This window comes from Halorubrum sp. AJ67, assembly GCF_000513435.1.
Genome location: NZ_CBVY010000011.1, coordinates 39,732 through 41,064, shown reverse-complemented (window position 1 = coordinate 41,064; position 1,333 = coordinate 39,732). Strand labels below are relative to the sequence as shown.

Annotated in this window: 1 protein-coding gene and 1 pseudogene; both read left to right on the top strand. The window is 71.6% G+C overall.

The features are described from left to right. Positions 1-808: pseudogene (locus BN903_RS10185) on the top strand (potassium channel family protein); the annotation flags it as partial. A gap of 84 nt (positions 809-892) precedes the next feature. Continuing rightward, a complete protein-coding gene (locus tag BN903_RS10180; protein ID WP_048077627.1) occupies positions 893-1,264 on the top strand; it encodes a 30S ribosomal protein S8e in 372 nt (123 codons plus the stop codon). The last annotated feature ends 69 nt before the right edge of the window (positions 1,265-1,333 follow it).

Sequence of the window (1,333 nt, the reverse complement as noted above, 5' to 3'; positions counted from 1 at the left end):
CTCGCCGGCAGCCGGATCGGCGAGCGGACCGGCGTCGACGTGATACGGCGCGTGGTTCAACGGGGCGTTCGAGGCGGCACCGTCGCCGGACGCGACGCTGTCGGCCGGGACCGTCCTGCTCGTCTCGGGGACCGAGGGGCAGGTGGAGCGGCTCGTCGACCTGACCAACTCCGCGGCGCGGCGGTTCGGCGCGGGCGAGACGGTTGTCGTCGGCTACGGACAGGTCGGGAAGACGGTCGCGGACGCGCTCCGGACGCCGACCTCCCGTCACGTCGTCGACCGAGAGGCCGGCGAGGCGGTCGATGTCGTCGGCGACGCCACCGACCCGGAGATGCTGCGGGCGGCCGGCGTCGCCGACGCCCGGACCGTCGTCCTCGCGCTGCCGGACGACACGACCGCGCAGTTCGCGACGCTCGTGGTCCGCGACCTTGCCCCGAACGTGGAGCTGTTGGCGCGGGTCGCGGACCCCGAGAGCGTGCCGAAGATGCACCGCGCCGGCGCGGACTACGTCCTCTCCCTCTCGCTCGTGACCGGGCGGATGTCGGCGTCGGCGGTCCTCACCGACCGGGACGTGCTCTCCTTGGACACGCACGTCGAGGTCGTCAGGAGCGAGACGCCGACGCTGGTCGGACGGACGGTCGGCGAGGCGGCGGTCCGCGAGCGGACCGGCTGTACCGTCATCGCGATCGAGCGGGGCGACGAGCTCGTCACCGACGTCGGGCCGGAGACGCGGATCGAGCGGGGCGACGAGCTCGTCGTCGTCGGCACCGACGAGGAGGTCCGCGCGTTCGAACGCGCGTTCGCCTGAGGCCACCGCTCGCACGCGGCGAGCTTCGCCCTCGCATCGAGACGAGTCGAACGCTTCAAGTATTCGCTGGCTGTTCGTATCCGTATGAAAGACCAGGGACGCTCCACGCGCAAGCGCACCGGCGGCCGACTCAAGCACGCCTCGAACAAGAAGCGCCACCAGCTCGGCCGCGAGCCGGCCGAGACCACGGTCGGCGAGACGCGCCTCCAGTACATCGACGCCCGCGGCACGGACAAGAAGGTCCGCGCGCTCTCGACGAACGTCGCGCAGGTCGCCGACGGCGGCGAGGTCAGCGAGGCCGAGATCGAGAACGTCGTCGACAACCCCGCCAACGTCAACTACGCCCGCCGGAACATCGTCACCAAGGGCGCGGTCATCGAGACGTCCGCCGGCCGCGCTCGTGTCACCTCGCGACCCGGCCAGACCGGTCAGGTCAACGCGGTCCTGCTCGAGTAAGTCCGCGGCCGCCTTTCTGAAGGTATTTCTCCCCGCCGCTCCACCACCGACGCGTGTACCTCGGCGTCG

Excerpts from the sequence above, each read along its gene's own strand:
- BN903_RS10180 (WP_048077627.1), top strand. The coding sequence starts at position 893 with ATGAAAGACCAGGGACGCTCCACGCGCAAGCGCACCGGCGGCCGACTC.